The sequence below is a fragment of the Pseudomonas sp. GW-45 genome, assembly GCF_056896675.1.
In genome coordinates this window covers 454,764-472,731 of sequence record NZ_CM167674.1, presented here as the reverse complement: position 1 = coordinate 472,731, position 17,968 = coordinate 454,764, and the positions used below count along the sequence as shown (strand labels likewise).

Sequence of the window (17,968 nt, the reverse complement as noted above, 5' to 3'; positions counted from 1 at the left end):
ACAAGCGATACGATTGTCGCTCAAATAATCTGTGCAAGCCGAGCTGGCAAGTCCTGCCAGCTCAGATTTTCCTGTTCTTCTTCCGTGCGCAGTGGCTTAAGGCCGATCTGCTGTTGCGCCACTTCATTTTCACCCAACACCAATGCATAAAGCGCGGTCGATTTATCCGCCTTCTTGAATTGGCTCTTGAAGCTGCCACCACCGGCGTGTACTACCAAACGCAGCCCTGGCAAAGCATCACGTACTTGCTCCGCCAACTGCAGTCCGGCGATCACCGCAGCGTCGCCTAGAGTGACGAGATAGACATCAACCTGACGGGCCAGTTCAGCCGGCACTTTGCCTAGCGCTTCAATCAATAACAGCAGTCGTTCCAGACCCATGGCAAAGCCAACTGCGGGCGCAGGCTTGCCACCCAACTGCTCAACCAAACCATCGTAACGACCACCAGCGCAAACCGTGCCCTGCGAACCGAGTTTGTCGGTTACCCATTCGAACACCGTCAGCCCGTAGTAGTCCAGCCCACGCACTAATCGAGGGTTGATCTCATAGGGAATGCCAACCGCATCCAACAAGCTACGCAATTCGGCAAAGTGCGCTTTAGCATCTTCGTTCAGGTAGTCCGCTAGCTTGGGTGCATCAACCAGCAGCGCTTGAGTCTCCAAATTCTTACTATCGAGGATGCGCAGCGGGTTGCTACCGAGACGGCGCTGGCTGTCTTCATCAAGTTGATCAAAACGGGCATTCAGATACGTCACCAGATCATCTCGATAGCGCGCGCGATCAGCTGACGTCCCCAAGCTATTCAATTCTAATTTGACAGCATCACTGATACCCAAGCGCTGCCAAAGGCGCCATGACAGTGCAATCAGTTCGGCATCAATATCTGGACCTGTCAGGTTAAACGTTTCCACACCGACCTGCTGGAACTGACGATAACGACCTTTCTGGGGCCGCTCATGCCGGAACATTGGGCCGGTATACCACACCTTTTGCCCAACACCACTGCCGAGTAAACCGTGCTGTAGCATGGCGCGCACGCAGCCAGCTGTACCTTCAGGGCGCAAAGTGAGCGAATCACCATTGCGGTCGTCAAAGGTGTACATTTCCTTCTCGACGATATCAGTCACTTCGCCTATCGAGCGTTTAAACAGCTCGGTTGGCTCTACAATCGGTAGCCGAATTTGCTGATAGCCATAGCTGGCGAGCAGCTCCGCCGTCGTACGTTCCAGATACTGCCAGAGTGCGCTGTCGGCCGGCAGAACATCGTTCATGCCGCGCACGGCTTGCAGGGTTTTCAAAGCGTATTTCCTTTCATTGCCGCATCAGCCGCGGACGATAGTATTGGCGTCCAGCGCTTGCTTTGCAGCAATCTTGTCGCGAATCATTTTTTCCAAGCGATCGACCAATTCAAGGTTATCGACCTTTTGGTCTGGCTTACCATCCTGATAAATCAAGTTGTTCGGCGATCCGCCGGTCAGACCTATATCTGCCTCTTTGGCTTCGCCCGGCCCATTGACCACACAACCGATCACCGCCACATCGAGCGGGGTCACGACATCTTCCAGCCGGCTTTCCAGCTCATTCATGGTTTTGATTACATCAAAGTTCTGGCGCGAGCAGCTGGGGCAGGCAATAAAGTTGATACCGCGCGAGCGCAGGTGCAGAGACTTGAGGATATCGAAGCCAACTTTGATCTCTTCGACTGGATCAGCCGCCAACGAGATGCGGATGGTATCACCAATCCCTTCGGCCAAGAGCATGCCCAAACCAACCGCAGATTTAACCGTACCCGAGCGCAAGCCACCGGCCTCGGTGATGCCAAGGTGAAGCGGTTGTTCGATCTGCTGTGCCAGTAGACGGTAAGCACCCACAGCCATAAATACGTCTGACGCCTTGACGCTGACTTTAAAGTCTTGAAAGTCCAGGCGATCCAGATGCTCAACGTGGCGCAGGGCCGATTCCACCAGAGCTGCGGGGGTGGGCTCGCCATACTTTTTCTGCAGGTCTTTTTCGAGCGAACCTGCGTTTACTCCGATGCGAATCGGAATACCGTTGTGCCGCGCCGCGTCAACTACCGCTCGGACGCGATCTTCACGGCCAATATTGCCGGGGTTGATGCGCAGGCAATCCACACCCAAATCAGCGACCCGCAATGCAATCTTGTAATCAAAGTGAATATCAGCCACCAGCGCCATACTGGTTAGCTTGCGGATCTCACCAAAGGCTTCGGCCGCTTCCATGCTGGGGATCGACACTCGCACGATATCGGCGCCAGCTGCCTCCAGGCGCTGAATCTGCCCAACGGTAGCAGCGACATCACAGGTTTCAGTGTTGGTCATGCTTTGCACGGAAATCGGTGCATCGCCGCCTACCAGAATCGAACCTACCTTGATCTGACGGGAGATACGGCGCTTAACCGGCGAATGATGTTGCATAGCGGAATAACCTCTTACTGACCCAGGCGCAGGCGTGCGACGCCGGACTGGCTCTGTTGCGGCAAATTTATCTGCTCACCGCGGTAGCTGATGTTCTGCACGGCACTGCGATCACCAATCACCAGGTCGATAGCACCTTCGTGACTGAGATTGATTGACTGGCCTGCTTGCATTAGGCCGCTGTGCAACAACGTACCGTTGAGCGCTTTCACCTGTACCCAGCAATTGGCGGTAAAGCTCATATTCAAAGTGGCTCCGGCAACCGATTGCTCAGCAGGCGGGGCTGCTTCAGCGTCTGCTGTGTTAGTAACGGCCGGAGAAGGAGCAACTGCTGGCGACGTTGATACCGCGGGCGCTGCAGTTTCAGCTGCAGATACAGATTCATCGATCTGCGTCTGAGCATCGGCCGCACCCTCGACGCCATCGCTCAAACCCAGCTCTTCATCCGACAGTGTCTCGGCTTGCTCGGCAATTGCAGCAGGCAACGTCAGAGCGTCCACTTCGACCTCATCCAACAGACCATCATCGGCGCCCACCTCGTCGGTCGGCGCATTCTCAGAGTCGCGATTGCTACTGTCATACCACCACACCACTGAAGCAATAACGGCAAGCAGTACCAGCAGGCTCGCCCAGCGCATCAAACCATTGCCAGTGCGACGTGGTTCAGCGACGCGACTGATGCCGCTGACCGAACGCTCGCGCACCTCAATACCACGAAAACGATCAAACTCTAATGCCAACCGGTTGGGGTCGAGCCCGACCAAACGGGCATAGCTGCGAATATACCCTCGCGCAAAGGTATCACCCGGCAAACGCTCGTAGAGGCCGTTCTCGATTCCCTCAACGGCGGCAACCGATATCTTCAGATTCTGAGCAATTTCAAGCTGGGACATCTTGCGCTCAACGCGCGCGGCCCGCAGCGTTTCGCCGGGATTACTCGTGCGCTGCTGTTCGGCCATGGTTGCCGTTGCATCATGACGTTCGGAACTCATAATTATTCAGACTCCATAAGCGCTTTCGCTTCAGGACTTGCAGGGTAGAGTCGCTTGAGCTGCAGGGCATAACTGGCCGCGCGGCTGTGATCGTCAAAACGTTTGGCTAGCTGGATGCCCAGCCCTAAGCTGGCGGCATTCTGGCCAGACATCTCAGCAAAGGCGCGGTAATGCTTCCACGCCGGAACATAATCCTGTGCATCGAATTCCAGCTGCGACAACTCAAACAAAGCTCGTGGCTGGCGGCTGTTCAAGCGGAGCGAGCGCTCAAAGCTTTCACGCGCTTCGGTAATAGCACCCATACGCTGGTGGGTAATACCCAAATTCTCAAAAACCCGAGATCGCTCACTATAAAGCGTGTCTTCGGAAGCTTTTTGGAAGTAACCAAGGGCTTCCGGATAACGCTCCCGATCTAGCAGGAAAGCGCCATAGTTGTTCAGAATTCGCGCATCATTTGGCTCAGCGCTAAGCGCAGCGCGGAAATGCTCTTCCGCCGTTTCATACTCACCTTCGTACTGAAACACCAGTGCCAATGCGATATTCGCCGACGCTGACTTGGGGTCAATTGCCAAGGCTTCACTGAGTGGCTTCTTCGCGCGCTCGGTCTCGCCCTTCTGCAAATAGCCCAGCCCAAGCTGAATATAGGAATCACGCGCCTGGATCGGGTCAACCTTACGGGCAGTGTCTCCGGTGGTAACGCAGCCGCTCAACAACAGGCTAAGCGTTAACATCAGAGCTGCAGACTTACTCATGCGGTCATCCTTCCTGGCTGGAACTATTAGGGATTGCTGTCGCGCAGCGGCAGAACGACTTCGGCCTCCACGGCCAGCTGACGTACTGCTATGTAACGCTCACTGCGGCGCGTACGATCCATCACCTGCCCGACTAGCTGGCCGCAAGCGGCGTCGATATCCTCGCCCCGTGGAGTCCGTACGGTGACGTTATAACCAGCCTGATGCAACATATCCTGAAAACGGCGAATGGCGTTATTGCTAGGCCGTTCGTAACCGGAGTGTGGGAAGGGATTGAAAGGAATCAAGTTGATCTTGCAGGGAATATCGCGCAACAACTCAATCATTTCAGCCGCGTGCTCCGGCAGATCGTTAACGTCCTTGAGCATCGTGTACTCAATCGTTAGCGAACGCTTCTCGCCCAACCCTGCGATGTATTTTTTGCAGGCGGGCAACAACACTTCCAGCGGGTACTTCTTATTCAATGGCACCAGCTGGCTACGCAGCGCGTTGTTCGGCGCGTGTAAAGAGAGCGCCAGTGCGACATCGGTAACTTCACCCAGCTTTTCAATCATTGGCACTACGCCCGAGGTAGACAACGTCACCTTGCGCTTGGATATGCCATACCCCAGGTCATCCATCATCAACAGCATTGAGTCGACGACGTTATCAAAATTCAGTAACGGCTCACCCATGCCCATCATCACCACGTTGGTCACCGCGCGATCCATCGTGCCGGGCACTGAGCCGAACGACTTGTTGGCGATCCAGACCTGACCGATGATTTCGGCCACGCTCAGATCACTGTTGAAGCCTTGCTTGCCGGTCGAGCAGAAGCTGCAATCCAGCGCACAGCCCGCTTGGGAAGACACACACAGAGTGCCCCGCCCGTTCTGCGGAATGTACACAGTCTCTACGCAACTGCCCGAGGCAACCCGCACGACCCACTTGCGTGTGCCGTCGCGGGATATATCTTCACTGACCACTTCAGGACCACGAATCTCAGCGCAGACCTTGAGCTTTTCGCGCAGGGCCTTACTGACATTGGTCATCTCATCGAAGTTGTCGACACCATAGTGATGAATCCACTTCATGATCTGGCCGGCGCGAAAACGCTTCTCTCCCAATTGCTCGAAGAAAGCTTCCAGTTTCTGCTGTGTCAAACCCAGCAGATTGGTCTTGCTGGTTGCATTGGTCATGGCGATCACATCACTTGGTTAAACAGGTGAGAATAAGCTTAGCGGGTACGCGCGCACAGCTCGGTTTCAGCGAAGAAATAGCCGATTTCGCGAGCAGCAGAATCAGCAGAGTCAGAGCCGTGTACTGCGTTGGCATCGATAGACTCGGCGAAGTCAGCGCGGATAGTACCGGCAGCAGCTTCCTTAGGGTTAGTGGCGCCCATCAGGTCACGATTCTTCAGTATCGCGCCTTCACCTTCAAGCACCTGAACAACAACTGGGCCAGAGATCATGAAGCCGACCAGATCCTTGAAGAAAGGACGCGCTTTATGCTCAGCGTAAAAGCCTTCAGCATCGGACTGAGACAGCTGAACCATCTTGGCTGCAACGACGCTCAGATTAGCCTGCTCGAAGCGGCTGATGATCTGACCAACAACGTTCTTGGCGACGGCATCGGGCTTGATGATAGACAGGGTGCGTTCAACGGCCATGTAACTCTCCAGACAGTGTTTTTGAATTGAAATGATAAAAGATGGTTAACCTGCGGATTATACGCAGGTTAAAGACAAATAGATAACCACGGAACAGATCCCGACTGGCGGCGAACTCAGCCCGCGGAACGCAGCCGATTTACTACTTGGCAGATGACCTCAGCAGCGCGCACTACATCCTCCTCGGAGGTGAAACGGCCAAGCGACAGGCGTATGGAGCCGTGTGCCAGCTCATCGCTTAGTCCTATGGCACGTAGCACGTAAGATGGCTCAACTGCGGCAGAGGTACAGGCAGAACCACTGGAGAGCGCAAGATCCTTGAGCGCGAGCAACAGCAATTCGCCGTCCACTCCCGAAAACGCCAAATTCAGGTTGTGCGGCACCCGCGCCTTAGCAGAACCATTAAGCAGCACACCGTCCAGCCCACCCAGCCCGACCATCAAAGTATCGCGTAAAGCCTTGATACTTGCCGTCTCAGACTTGATCAACTCACCAGCCAGTTCGAACGCCTCACCCATACCGACAATTTGATGGGTCGGCAAGGTGCCGGAGCGCATGCCGCGCTCATGACCACCGCCGTGGATCTGCGCATCCAACCGTAGCGGCAATCCGCGCCTTACAAAAAGCGCGCCCACGCCTTTGGGGCCATAGGTTTTGTGTGCGCTGAACGACATCAAATCGACGGGCAACGCCTTCAAGTCAATCTTCAGCTTACCGGTCGACTGCGCAGCATCTACGTGAAACAGAATATTGCGCGCATGCGCTACATCGCCAAGCGCGGCAATATCGTTAACTGTGCCAATCTCATTGTTAACGTGCATCAGCGATACCAGAACCGTATCGTCACGCAATGCTGCCTGCAGCTGATCTGGCGTGATTACGCCTTCCGCGCCTGGCTGCAGGTAAGTTACCTCGAAGCCTTCGCGCTCTAGTTGCTGGCAGCTGTCGAGCACTGCCTTGTGTTCAATTTTTGAGGTAATGATGTGCCGCCCGCGTCCGGCAAGGGCATGAGCAACGCCCTTGATGGCCAGGTTATCGGACTCGGTGGCGCCTGAAGTCCAGACAATTTCCCGAGGATCGGCACCCACAAGGTCAGATACCTGCCGGCGCGCCAACTCTACCGCCTCCTCGGCCTTCCAACCGTACACGTGCGAGCGCGACGCAGGATTGGCAAAGTTGCCGTCCAGCGTCAGGCAAGCCATCATTTTCTCTGCCACTTTGGGATCGACGGGCGTGGTGGCCGCGTAATCGAGATAGATAGGTTGCCTCATGTGATCACCTCAGCGTGCAGTGGAGTCGTTATTGCTGGCACTGGCAGCCAGCTCAGATTCATCCTTCAACAGGTCGAAACCCTCGCCACCGATTGCCGGCAAGTCTTTAGCGCAATAATCGCTCCCCAACTCACTCAACGCAGCGCACATACCCTGCAGCCGACTGTCCACTGCCTGCATATGATCGAGCATTTGACCAATCGCACGCGCCACTGGATCTGGCATGTCACGGCTAACGCCATACGCATCAAAACCCAGTTTTTCGGCCATGGCTTGACGCTTGGCCTCCTGCTGTTGATCCGCAGACTGCTCTGTATCCTTAAGAATGATTCGACCGGGGATCCCGACCGCCGTGGCACCCGCGGGCACAGCCTTGGTAACCACAGCATTGGAACCGATTTTGGCACCAGCACCGACCGTAAACGGACCAAGGACTTTGGCTCCGGCACCGACCACCACACCGTCTTCCAGCGTGGGATGGCGTTTACCATGATCCCAGCTAGTGCCGCCGAGCGTGACACCCTGATACAGGGTAACGTCATCGCCAATTTCTGCGGTTTCACCGATCACCACACCAAAACCGTGGTCGATAAAAAAGCGTCGCCCCAGTTTAGCGCCTGGGTGAATCTCGATACCGGTCAGCCAACGCGCCAGGTGCGACACCATACGCGCCAGCAGAAAAGCATTACGCACCCACAAACCGTGCGACAAACGATGCATCCAGACCGCATGCAAGCCTGGATAGCAGGTCAGTACTTCCAGCGTGTTGCGCGCAGCAGGGTCACGATGGAAAACACTGGCTACATCTTCTTTCATGCGTTCAAACATGCTTAACGTCTCCGCGCACCGGAGCCTATAGCTCCGATGGCCTTCTGGGTTTCGGTCAGGATACCGCGCAGGATGTTCACTTCCATCCGATTAACCTGAATGCGTCCGTACAAACGGCGCAAGCGCGGCATCAACTGTCTTGGTTTTTGAGGGTCAAGGAAGCCGATTTCAACCAGCACCCGCTCAAGATGCTGAAAATATTGTTCAAGCTCACCCGCCGTTGCCGGCGTTTCGTTGGGCAGTGCGGTGGTTTCAACCTTGTGCATCTTGGTCGGTGCGCCCGCGCGCTGCAGTGACTGCATACGTAATTCGTATGCCAACACTTGCACTGCGGCACCCAAATTTAGCGAGCTAAAGTCTGGCATCGAGGGAATATGCACATGATATTGGCAGCGCTGCAGCTCTTCACTGGTTAGCCCTGCATCCTCGCGACCAAACACTATCGCAACTTGCCCGCCTTCCACTGTATCCAAGCAATTCAGCACCTCGTCCGCTGCTTCGCGAGGATCTAGCACCGGCCAAGGAATGCGACGATCACGCGCACTGGTGCCCAGCACCAACACACAGTCCGCAATAGCCTCTTCCAGCGTTTCGACGATACGCGCGCCTTGCAACACGTCTTCAGCACCGGCAGCGCGAGCGTTGGCTTGCTGATCAGGGAAGCGCACTGGATCGACCAGCACCAACTCATGCAAACCCATATTTTTCATCGCGCGCGCTGCGCCGCCGATGTTTCCAGGATGACTGGTGTTGACCAACACCACACGCACATTATTCAACACTGCAGCACCTTTCCGAGCCTGAATGAACCCTGCATATTACAAAAGCTATAAGGCGATAGCCACGATGCATTCATGTTCCACGGGTTATCTGCTACAATTTCCGGCTTTTCATCTTCCCGACAGAGATACATCCTTATGCAGCCCATGCTGAACATCGCCCTCCGCGCCGCACGCAGCGCCGGAGAAATGATTTACCGTTCCATGGAACGTATCGATGTGCTCACCGTCGACGAGAAGGATGCTCGCGATTACGTCACCGAAATTGACCGCACTGCGGAGCAAACCATCATTGCTCAGCTGCGCAAGGCGTATCCGGATCACAGCATCCAAGCCGAAGAATCTGGCTTCCAGCCGGGGCAAGGCGATGGCGCCGACACGGTGTGGATCATCGATCCGTTGGACGGCACCACTAACTTCATCCACGGCATACCGCATTTTGCGATCAGCATCGCCTGCCGCGTAAAGGGCCGGACTGAGCACGCAGTGGTATTTGACCCCATCCGTCAGGAAGAATTTACCGCTAGCCGTGGCCGTGGCGCCGCATTGAATGGTCGTCGCTTGCGCGTCAGCAATCGCAAGTCATTGGACGGCGCTCTACTCGGTACCGGTTTCCCATTCCGCGATAACCAAATCGACTCACTGGACAACTACCTCGGCATGTTCCGCAGCCTGGTTGGCCAGACAGCAGGTATCCGCCGTGCAGGCGCTGCCAGCTTAGATTTGGCCTACGTCGCCGCTGGCCGTTTTGACGCCTTCTGGGAGTTCGGCCTGGCTGAGTGGGATATGGCTGCAGGCGCACTACTGATTCAGGAAGCTGGCGGTCTGGTGAGCGATTTCACTGGCGGACACCAGTTCCTCGACAAGGGCCACATAGTCGCGGGCAACCCCAAGTGCTTCAAAGCCGTACTGACCGCCATTCAGCCGCACCTGACTCCAGGCATGAAACTCTAAGGGGTTCATGCCGAGCCTTAAGCTGCAAACGGCAAGCTGGTCCTGCAGGACTTGAATATTAAGGCCCCTACCAGAATTGGTATGGGCCTTTTTTGTGGATGGGATTTAGCGCTGGCGTAGAAAGGTCCGAATCGCTGTGCTGCGGACTATAAAAAACCCCATACCGAGGCCCGGCATGGGGTTTTACTTATAGCTTGAGGCTTGGCGCTCGAAGCAGCACCAGGAAGCTAGCGCTATGGCCTATCGTCTACCGCTTCTTCAATTTGCGGTGGAATCAGGTCATCACGAGTGAGCCTCATGGTCACCAACAGGCCGCTAGCGATGTAGATGGAGGAGTAGGTACCCACTCCCACACCAATCAGCAGCGCAGTAGCAAAGCCGTGGATATTCTCACCACCGAACCAGAACAGCGCCAACAGTACTAAAACAGTTGAGAAAGACGTAGCCAAGGTACGACCCAACGTCTGCGTCGTAGACAGGTTAATGATGTCAGTCAGCTCCGTCTGACGCATCAAGCGCATATTTTCTCGCACCCGGTCAAACACCACGATGGTGTCGTTTAGCGAGTAGCCGATCACCGCGAGTAGCGCCGCCAACACCGTCAGATCAAATGACAGCCCGAACAATGAGAATATGCCAAGCGTGAAGATGACGTCGTGAAACAGCGCAGCGATAGCCGACACGGCGAACTTCATCTGGAAGCGCAGCGATACATAAAGAAGAATGCCGCCTAACGCCAACAGCATGCCCAAGCCGCCCTTGTCACGTAACTCTTCACCTACTTGTGGGCCGATAAACTCGACGCGCTTGACCAGCACTTCGTTGCCGTCCTGGCGCTTGACCAGTTCAGCGATTTCGCTACCCAGATCAGGGTTGTCGCTTGGCAGACGGATCAGCACATCGGTAGATGCACCAAAGTTCTGCACCACGGCATCATCCCAGCCATTTTCACGCAGTACGTCGCGAATCTGTTCCAGATCAGCAGCCTGACCGTAATTCAGCTCTACTAAGGCACCCCCGGTAAAATCCAGCCCGAGGTTGAGCTGCTTTACGACAAGGCTACCGATAGACGCCAGCATCAACACGATGGCGACACCAAAGAACACCTTGCGCAGGCCGAGGAAATTAATAGTTTTAATGTTAGTCATGGGTTAATCCTCACAGCCACAGCTTCTTGATGTCGCGTCCACCGACGGACAGGTTAACCATGGCACGAGTGACCATGATGGCACTGAACATCGAGGTCAGAATCCCCAGCGACAGTGTAACGGCGAAGCCTTTGATCGGGCCCGAGCCCATAGCAAAGAGAATGACACCCACCAACAGTGTGGTCAGGTTACCGTCGATAATGGCCGAAAACGCCTTATCAAAACCTTCATGTACGGCGCGCTGCGGCGTCATACCGTTAACCACTTCCTCCTTGATACGCGAGAAAATCAGTACGTTTGCGTCCACCGCCATACCCAAGGTCAGCACGATACCGGCAATACCCGGCAAGGTCAGCGTGGCACCCATAAACGACATCAGCGCCATCAACAGCACCAGGTTGAATGTCAGCGCAACGCTGGCAAACACACCGAATGCACGATAAACCACGACCATGAACAGCAACACCAAAACGAAACCAACCTGGGTCGCAGTGACACCTTTCGCGATATTCTCAGCACCAAGACTTGGCCCAATGGTGCGCTCCTCCACGAAGTGCATGGGGGCAGCCAAGCCACCGGCACGCAGCAGCAGCGCAAGCTCAGAGGCCTCCGCAGGCGAATCCAGGCCCGTAATACGGAACTGATTACCCAGCGCGCTCTGGATGGTCGCCAGGCTGATGATGGATTTTTCTTCCAAGAACGCCGGAATCTCGACCTCTTGCTCAACACCATCTACTTCCTTGGTGACAGTCCGACTGATCTGCCGTTGCTCGATGAAGAGCACTGCCATGCCACGCCCGATATTGCTGCGCGTAGCACGGTTCATCAGCTCGCCGCCGTGGCTGTCGAGCTTAATGTTGACCTGTGGTCGGCCATTCTCATCGTAGTTGGACTGGGCATCAGTAACCTGGTCACCCGTGATAATGAGCGCGCGCTCAACCTGCGCTGGCGGACGGCCACCGCTACCGCGGTATTCGAAGGTTTCGGTAGTGGCCGCTGCAGCGTCAGGCTCAGCAGCCAGCCGGAACTCAAGGTTGGCCGTCTTGCCCAACACGCGCTTGGCTTCAGCGGTATCTTGCACACCCGGCAGCTCAACCACGATGCGATTGGCGCCTTGGCGCTGAACCAATGGTTCGGCCACACCCAGTTCGTTGACGCGATTGCGGACCGTTGTCAGGTTCTGCTTGACCGCATATTCGCGAATCGCCGCGATTTCTGACTCGGTCAATGCCAGCTGCAATACCTGTTGCTCACCCTGCTCTACCGAATTCACCGCGAACTGAGTGTAGGTTTTGTTGATCAAACGTCGCGCAACAGAAAGCTGCTCTTCATCGGCAAAACCAAACTGCAGCGTAGTGCCCTGAGTCGGCAGGCTGCGATAACGCAGGCCTTCGGTACGCATCAGGCCCCGTACTTCGCTCTGATAAACGTTAACCCGCGTCTCCAGTGCCTTGTCCATATCAACTTGCAGCAAGAAGTGCACGCCGCCAGACAGATCAAGACCCAATGTCATGGGGCCAGCACCGATATTGGTCAGCCACTCAGGTGTGGTTGGCGCCAAATTTTGCGCTACGACGTAATCACGGCCCAACGCATCGCGCACCACATCCTGCGCTTGTAGCTGATCAGAGCGGTTGACCAAGCGCACCAGACCAGAACGGCCGTTGCTGCCTAGCTCACTGCCTTTGGTCTGCAGGTCGGCGGTAGCCAACGCTCGCTCGATGAGATCAAGGTCGGACTGTTCGATGGTTTGCGTGGAACTGGCGCCAGAAATCTGAATAGCCGGGTCGTCCGGGTACAGGTTTGGCGTGGCATAGATCAGGCCAAGCGCGAGCACGACCACGATCAGCAAATACTTCCAGAGGGGGTAACGGTTGAGCATATCAGGGCCTGATAGCAGTCCGGGCGCTTTAGCGGCGCCCGGAACAGAGTTCTACATGAAGGATTAGATGGCTTTCAGTGTGCCCTTGGGCAGCACGGCGACGATCGCGCCTTTCTGAAACTTCAGCTCCTGGCTCTCAGTCACTTCCAACACAACAAACTCATCAGTCACTTTCTTGACCTTGCCAAGAATGCCGCCGCCGGTGACAACTTCGTCGCCGCTAGACAAGTTCGCCAGCAAGTTCTTATGTGCCTTGGCGCGCTTGGACTGTGGACGCCAGATCATCAGATAGAAAATAACGACAAAACCGACCAGAAAAATCCATTCAAAACCAGCACCCATGGGCGCGGCTGCACCGCCAGCTGATTGCGCCATAGCGGAAGGAATGAAAAAGCTCATGTGAAACTCCTGTTATTAAACTGTAAGAAAATCGGTTATGGGGGCGATCTGAGCGTTAATCAAGCCTGCAAGAGCGGAACCGGCAGACCGAGCTTGGCGTAGAAGTCATCCACAAAGTCGGTCAATGTACCTTGTTGGATGGCACCGCGCAAACCGGCCATAAGCCGCTGATAATGCCGCAGGTTATGGATGGTATTGAGCATGCTGCCAAGCATTTCACCGCACTTGTCCAGGTGATGCAGGTACGCCCGCGAGAAGTTCTCACAGGTGTAGCAGTCACAGCCTGAATCAAGCGGGTTCTGGTCATGCCGATGCACTGCGTTGCGAATCTTGATCACACCCGCGTCAGTGAACAAATGGCCGTTGCGCGCGTTGCGGGTGGGCATGACGCAATCGAACATATCTACGCCACGACGCACACCTTCTACCAGATCCTCCGGCTTGCCAACGCCCATCAGGTAACGAGGTTTTTCCGGTGGCATGTGCGCAGGCAGGAAGTCCAACACGCGCATCATTTCGTCTTTAGGCTCACCCACCGACAAACCGCCAATGGCCAGACCGTCAAAACCAATGTCGCAAAGCCCTTCGAGCGAGCGCAAGCGCAAGCTCTCATGCATGCCGCCCTGCACAATACCAAACAGCGCCGACGGATTGCCTTCATGCGCTGCTTTAGAACGCTTGGCCCAGCGCAAAGATAGCTCCATGGAGCGACGCGCAGTGTCCTCATCAGCAGGATACGGCGTGCACTCGTCAAAAATCATGACGATGTCTGAGCCCAGTTCGCGCTGCACTTGCATAGACTCTTCCGGCCCCATAAATACTTTGGCGCCATCAACCGGCGAGGAAAAATACACACCCTCTTCTTTGATTTTGCGCATAGCACCCAAGCTAAATACCTGGAAACCGCCAGAGTCAGTCAGAATCGGGCCTTTCCACTGCATGAAGTCGTGTAAGTCACCGTGCTGCTGAATCACCTTGGTACCCGGGCGTAGCCACAAGTGGAAGGTGTTACCGAGAATAATTTGCGCGCCCGTGGCTTCAACATCACGCGGCAACATGCCCTTGACCGTACCGTAGGTACCTACTGGCATAAACGCGGGTGTTTCGACCACGCCACGCGGGAAGGTCAATCGACCGCGACGCGCCTTGCCATCGGTGGCCAGCAATTCAAACGACATGTGACTCATGGAGTAACCTCGGGACCGCGAGCGGCGGGATTGCGGGTGATGAACATGGCATCACCGTAACTGAAAAAGCGATAGCCCCGTGCTACAGCCGCCGCGTAGGCCGCCATAATCTCGGGGTAACCGGCAAAAGCCGACACCAGCATCAGCAGGGTCGACTCGGATAAATGAAAGTTAGTGACCAGGGCATCAACCACGTGAAAGGTCTTGCCCGGATAGAGAAAAATATCAGTGTCGCCGCTAAAGGGCTTTAGCTGCCCATCACGCGCCGCCGACTCCAGCGAGCGCACGCTGGTAGTCCCGACCGCTATCACGCGGCCACCGCGCGCCTTGCACTGCTCAACTGCAGCGACTACATCAGGCCCGACCTCCAACCACTCTTGATGCATCACGTGATCTTCAATGCGCTCAACTCTCACTGGCTGAAAGGTGCCTGCGCCAACGTGTAAAGTGACTTCGGTCGTGGCTACTCCTTTGTCCGCGATGGCCTGCAATAGCGCCTGATCAAAGTGCAGACCCGCGGTTGGTGCAGCAACCGCGCCCTGACGTTTGGCGTACACAGTTTGATAACGCTCTCGGTCGGTGTCTTCATCAGGCCGATCGATATAGGGCGGTAGCGGCATGTGGCCGACGCGCTCCAGTAGCGGCAAGACCGGCTCAGCAAAGCGCAGCTCAAAGAGCGCAGCATGCCGCGCGACCATCTCAGCCGAGGCGTCGCCATCAAGCAGAATGCGGCTGCCGGGCTTGGGTGATTTGCTTGAACGAATATGGGCTAGAACGCGGTACTCATCCAGCACCCGTTCAACCAGCACTTCAAGCTGGCCGCCGGTTTCCTTGCGGCCAAACAACCGCGCAGGAATCACCCGCGTGTTGTTAAACACCATCAGGTCGCCGGGGCGCAGGTAATCGAGCAGGTCGGCAAAGTGGCGATCACTCAACTCACCGCTGGGACCATCCAGACACAGCAAACGGCTGGCCCGACGCTCGGCCAGCGGATGGCGCGCGATGAGTTCATCAGGCAGATCAAAGGCAAAATCACTGAGACGCATGCAGGGTGCGGTTCCGGAGCAGTTTCAAAGGGGGCATATAATAGCGGAAAACATGCTTCATCGCGATCAACAACAACATCGATTGTCATTTGAGCATTGACCAATGCGCCAACAGCTTCGTATACTCCGCGCCGGCTTGCTTAAAGCGCAAAGCCTCGATGGCGGAATTGGTAGACGCGGCGGATTCAAAATCCGTTTCTGGTGACAGAGTGGGAGTTCGATTCTCCCTCGAGGCACCATTTGATTTGATCAGATGGTGGTAGCAAGGCCCTAAAATGACCAGCCCTGAGCTGGTTTTTTTGTGCCTGACACAAACCCAACTCAGCGCAACTGCAGGCCACCCCCTGCCCGATGCAGCTCCCGCAAACGCTCAGCCAACAGGCTAATATTGTGCTTCCCCGCCTCAATTTCATCACGTCGTTCAGCATCCAGCAAAGCCAGTAACTGTTCGTCCAAACTACCTGCCATATCCAACAAGCCTTGCCGGCGCTCACTGCTGCGCTGCTGCAATTGCTGCCACTCATCTGCCTGCGGTAGCCCGTAACCTGCGGTAAGCAACTCCGCCGGACGGCTAAGGTAGCCGCTCTCAGCCAACAGTTGCCGCATTAGCTGCTCCGTTTGGTTCAACTCTGCATGCCCGGTGTCGCGCAGAGCCAGATAACGCTCTTTCAACTCCTGACGTACCAACAACAGCTGACGGCGCTGCGCCGCCTGCTCCAACAGAAGCAACGCGGCAGTCGTGCGCTGATCACCCATGTTCAGCCAGTTGGCTCGCTGCTGTGCACCCAGCGCCAGCCAATCTTCTACGCGCTCGGACGGCACCTTCAGATGTGCTCGGACCACATCGAACATCACCTGATAACGCTCGCGAAAGGAATCAAAAAAGTAGCCGCGTCGCATGGCCCAGTCGCGATCAGCCAGTACGCTATCATCCGCCAGCCCACGACCTTCAAGCAGCGCCAGCAGCCCTGTTGGGGTAATGCTTTCGAGGTTTCTCAAAGCCGTATTTGCTGTGCCGCTGCGCAGCAGCTTCAGCGTCTCTACTGCGCAATTATTATTGATGAAGTAGTAGGTACCGTCATAACTCCAATGCAGTTGTGCCGCTTGCTGTAACAAGCCTTCGCGCTCCTGCGCATTGAGTCGCAGCGGAATCGAGCTGAGACTACGCAACTCTAGTTTGGTGTATTCGTCTACCACCTGAGTCAGCGGCAGAATGAACAGGCGCGACGGGTAATTACCGGTCAAGCCATCCCAGCTCGACAGCTGCACATCTTCCACAAAGGCGCGAAACGACAGCACCAGGTGCTGATCCACATCCAACATGCAATCTGGCCCGCGCGGGCGGCCCGGTGCGCAGACAACCAAGCGCAGCATGCTGTGCCCCCAGCGGCTAGCCCAGGCTTCGTTCGGCTCGGCCAAGAGGTAGTGCACGGCATAGACGCGCTCAGGATCTATCCGACCCAGCGCTTGCTGGGATGGATCCAGGCTGGCATTCAAATACGGGTAACTGCCAGAGCAGGCCTGCACATCTGCCGGCGCCCAGGAAAAGTGCTGGCGAAAGTAGGCAAAAAGGGCCGGACGGCGACAGGCGTATTGCGGATCGAGCAGGAAGTACTCGAGGTTGACCGCTACGAATTCGGCGGGGCTGGCCAATTCATAGGAATCAGGACTGCGATCACGCTGATGGTTCGTGACTTCACGTGCGCCCCGCTCGCCCATCTGCTCGGGCCAGCCAGCCAAATCCAGCAGGCGGGGATCGTCGCTAAGGGTGAACTGCCGCTCCGCTTGACCACGACAGCGCGCGGGTAAGCCGATCAAGCCGAGGCTTTGTTGCTGTGACTGGCAATCCTGCAATAGCGGGTGCTGCTCGCGGGAAACATAGCGACCACGATCATAGAGGTGAGCCAGCTCATGCACCAGCGTGGCTAGCAGCAGCTTGCGGCTTGCCTTCTGTGCGCCCTCAGAATCCACCGCCGTCAGTGCGGCGAGCCGATCATAGTTGAGCAACACAGCACCAGTGGCGCTGGCCCGACCGACCACCTCGGCGTCCAGCGCGGTACTCCAGCGCACCGGCACAGCGCTATCCAGCCTACTGACCAGCACCGGGGGCAGGCTGCGCCTTGCTTCTACCAGCAGCGCTTGGCTAGCGCTGCGCTGCAACTCGCTCAACCCCGCGGGCTGCAGCACCAGGCGCAATTCTGCCTGCGCCGGAAGACACAACAGCAATAACCAAATCAGCAGCCCACGTTCAAACCAGCTCAACGGGCGAGAATGGCCTCAGCGAGCTGCATATCACTGGCATTCAGTGCGGGCTGTTGCTGACGGATATGGGCAAGTGCCGCCTCCAGACGTACGCCACGGATGCTGCCACCGCTGGCAACAAAGCTGGCTGCATCGTCCTGCGCCTGCAGCAACACCTTATCGTTACCGCCGGAGCTCACGTCGCTGGTGCCTTCTACGCTATTGGCCAGAGAAGCGCCGATGGTATCGGTGGTAGCGACAAAACTACTGGCCGAGGCCAGACCGGAGAAAGCAAACACGCCGATGGCGGCGAGCAAAGAAAGACGTTTCATGGCAGTACTCCTCAAACACACGGAAATGACGCCTCGCTACGCAAGAGTCTCGCGACCGCAAAGCCTGTACACCT

General features: G+C 56.2%; 17 protein-coding genes and 1 tRNA gene. 2 read left to right on the top strand and 16 right to left on the bottom strand.

The window, feature by feature from the left end; translation table 11 throughout:
- Nucleotides 1–20: 20 nt before the first annotated feature.
- The 9 genes from hisS to AC1XYH_RS02080 all read right to left on the bottom strand — a co-directional run bounded on the left by hisS (nucleotide 21) and on the right by AC1XYH_RS02080 (nucleotide 8,708).
- Nucleotides 21–1,271, bottom strand: a complete 1,251-nt coding sequence (gene hisS / locus AC1XYH_RS02120) for a histidine--tRNA ligase (protein ID WP_483326281.1) — start codon at nucleotides 1,269–1,271, stop codon at nucleotides 21–23.
- A 51-nt stretch (nucleotides 1,272–1,322) separates the two neighbouring features.
- Nucleotides 1,323–2,435, bottom strand: coding sequence for a flavodoxin-dependent (E)-4-hydroxy-3-methylbut-2-enyl-diphosphate synthase (ispG, locus tag AC1XYH_RS02115; protein WP_483325022.1), 1,113 nt, complete (start codon nucleotides 2,433–2,435; stop codon nucleotides 1,323–1,325).
- Between the two features lie 14 nt (nucleotides 2,436–2,449).
- The gene (locus AC1XYH_RS02110; protein WP_483325021.1) at nucleotides 2,450–3,427 is read right to left on the bottom strand and encodes a RodZ domain-containing protein; all 978 of its coding nucleotides are present in this window, start codon (nucleotides 3,425–3,427) and stop codon (nucleotides 2,450–2,452) included.
- A gap of 2 nt (nucleotides 3,428–3,429) precedes the next feature.
- Nucleotides 3,430–4,179 (bottom strand): type IV pilus biogenesis/stability protein PilW, encoded by a 750-nt coding sequence (pilW, locus tag AC1XYH_RS02105; RefSeq protein WP_483325020.1) that lies wholly within the window; start codon nucleotides 4,177–4,179, stop codon nucleotides 3,430–3,432.
- A 26-nt stretch (nucleotides 4,180–4,205) separates the two neighbouring features.
- Nucleotides 4,206–5,357 (bottom strand): dual-specificity RNA methyltransferase RlmN, encoded by a 1,152-nt coding sequence (gene rlmN / locus AC1XYH_RS02100; protein ID WP_483325019.1) that lies wholly within the window; start codon nucleotides 5,355–5,357, stop codon nucleotides 4,206–4,208.
- 38 nt (nucleotides 5,358–5,395) lie between these two features.
- On the bottom strand, nucleotides 5,396–5,827 hold the full coding sequence (gene ndk, locus AC1XYH_RS02095; RefSeq protein WP_483325018.1) for a nucleoside-diphosphate kinase: 432 nt from the start codon (nucleotides 5,825–5,827) through the stop codon (nucleotides 5,396–5,398).
- A 116-nt stretch (nucleotides 5,828–5,943) separates the two neighbouring features.
- Nucleotides 5,944–7,098: an IscS subfamily cysteine desulfurase gene (locus AC1XYH_RS02090; RefSeq protein ID WP_483325017.1), complete on the bottom strand. Its 1,155-nt coding sequence runs from the start codon at nucleotides 7,096–7,098 to the stop codon at nucleotides 5,944–5,946.
- Between the two features lie 9 nt (nucleotides 7,099–7,107).
- Entirely contained in the window at nucleotides 7,108–7,926 is an 819-nt protein-coding gene (gene cysE, locus AC1XYH_RS02085) for a serine O-acetyltransferase (RefSeq protein WP_483325016.1), read from the bottom strand.
- Between the two features lie 2 nt (nucleotides 7,927–7,928).
- On the bottom strand, nucleotides 7,929–8,708 hold the full coding sequence (locus tag AC1XYH_RS02080; protein WP_483325015.1) for an RNA methyltransferase: 780 nt from the start codon (nucleotides 8,706–8,708) through the stop codon (nucleotides 7,929–7,931).
- Between the two features lie 135 nt (nucleotides 8,709–8,843).
- Between AC1XYH_RS02080 and suhB the strand changes: the two genes are divergently transcribed.
- Nucleotides 8,844–9,659 carry a type III secretion system regulator SuhB gene (suhB, locus tag AC1XYH_RS02075; RefSeq protein ID WP_483325014.1) on the top strand — a complete coding sequence of 272 codons (816 nt, stop codon included), beginning with the start codon at nucleotides 8,844–8,846 and terminating at the stop codon, nucleotides 9,657–9,659.
- Nucleotides 9,660–9,892: 233 nt separating this feature from the next.
- On the opposite strand, the gene secF is transcribed toward suhB, so the two are convergent.
- The 5 genes from secF to queA form a co-directional block, all read right to left on the bottom strand.
- Nucleotides 9,893–10,807 carry a protein translocase subunit SecF gene (gene secF, locus AC1XYH_RS02070; RefSeq protein WP_483325013.1) on the bottom strand — a complete coding sequence of 305 codons (915 nt, stop codon included), beginning with the start codon at nucleotides 10,805–10,807 and terminating at the stop codon, nucleotides 9,893–9,895.
- A gap of 10 nt (nucleotides 10,808–10,817) precedes the next feature.
- Nucleotides 10,818–12,689 (bottom strand): protein translocase subunit SecD, encoded by a 1,872-nt coding sequence (secD, locus tag AC1XYH_RS02065; protein WP_483325012.1) that lies wholly within the window; start codon nucleotides 12,687–12,689, stop codon nucleotides 10,818–10,820.
- A gap of 63 nt (nucleotides 12,690–12,752) precedes the next feature.
- Complete coding sequence (gene yajC, locus AC1XYH_RS02060) at nucleotides 12,753–13,088, bottom strand: preprotein translocase subunit YajC (RefSeq protein ID WP_483325011.1); 336 nt, start codon at nucleotides 13,086–13,088, stop codon at nucleotides 12,753–12,755.
- Nucleotides 13,089–13,147: 59 nt separating this feature from the next.
- The gene (gene tgt, locus AC1XYH_RS02055; protein WP_483326280.1) at nucleotides 13,148–14,266 is read right to left on the bottom strand and encodes a tRNA guanosine(34) transglycosylase Tgt; all 1,119 of its coding nucleotides are present in this window, start codon (nucleotides 14,264–14,266) and stop codon (nucleotides 13,148–13,150) included.
- A 5-nt stretch (nucleotides 14,267–14,271) separates the two neighbouring features.
- Nucleotides 14,272–15,321 (bottom strand): tRNA preQ1(34) S-adenosylmethionine ribosyltransferase-isomerase QueA, encoded by a 1,050-nt coding sequence (gene queA, locus AC1XYH_RS02050; RefSeq protein WP_483325010.1) that lies wholly within the window; start codon nucleotides 15,319–15,321, stop codon nucleotides 14,272–14,274.
- A 152-nt stretch (nucleotides 15,322–15,473) separates the two neighbouring features.
- On the opposite strand from queA, the gene AC1XYH_RS02045 reads away from it, so the two are divergent.
- Nucleotides 15,474–15,560 (top strand) — tRNA-Leu (locus AC1XYH_RS02045).
- Between the two features lie 82 nt (nucleotides 15,561–15,642).
- On the opposite strand, the gene AC1XYH_RS02040 is transcribed toward AC1XYH_RS02045, so the two are convergent.
- Complete coding sequence (locus AC1XYH_RS02040) at nucleotides 15,643–17,583, bottom strand: DUF7844 domain-containing protein (RefSeq protein ID WP_483325009.1); 1,941 nt, start codon at nucleotides 17,581–17,583, stop codon at nucleotides 15,643–15,645.
- The gene (locus AC1XYH_RS02035) at nucleotides 17,580–17,894 is read right to left on the bottom strand and encodes a DUF2388 domain-containing protein (protein ID WP_483325008.1); all 315 of its coding nucleotides are present in this window, start codon (nucleotides 17,892–17,894) and stop codon (nucleotides 17,580–17,582) included. The genes AC1XYH_RS02040 and AC1XYH_RS02035 overlap by 4 nt, the downstream gene beginning before the upstream one ends.
- Nucleotides 17,895–17,968: the final 74 nt, after the last annotated feature.